Below are 528 nucleotides of genomic sequence, written 5' to 3'. Positions count from 1 at the left end.
CCATTACCGTGCCGCAGGCCGATATGCAGGCGCTGCAAGAGACGGCCAACGGCACGCCATATGTCGTCTCGGCGTCGGCGGTCGATGCCGCGCTGAACCCGGCGAGCGCCAGCAGCAGTGTGACGGTCGATCTCAGCGCGCCGACGCTGACGGTGGATGTTGCGAATTCGTTCCTCAGTGATGGCAATATCAGCATCGCCGAAGCGGCCGTCGATCAGACGGTGAGTGGCACCGGTACCCCCGGCGAGACAATTACGCTTACTCTCAATGGCACTACGCTCTCGGCTCTGGTCAATGAGCAGGGCGCGTGGAGCATGGTGATCCCGGCGGGGAGTTTGCAGGCGTTGCCGCAGGGCACATCGCAAATCACCTTCGTCACCACCGATGCCGCAGGCAATAGCAACCCGCAGCCGGTCAACATCAATGTCAAAACCGTCGATGGTCCGACGATGACGCTTGACCCTATGTTCGGCAATAACATTGTCAGCATCAGTGAAGCCGCCAGCGACAGCACGCTCAGCGGCAGTG

Annotated in this window: 1 protein-coding gene; it reads left to right on the top strand. The window is 61.4% G+C overall.

The features are described 5' to 3' along the window. The coding region (locus AC1DIO_RS35455) for a hypothetical protein (RefSeq protein WP_476854965.1) at positions 1 to 528 on the top strand (528 nt) is incomplete at both ends.

Source organism: Allobosea sp. 05T439, assembly GCF_056396005.1.
This window is presented reverse-complemented; position numbering and strand designations above follow the sequence as displayed.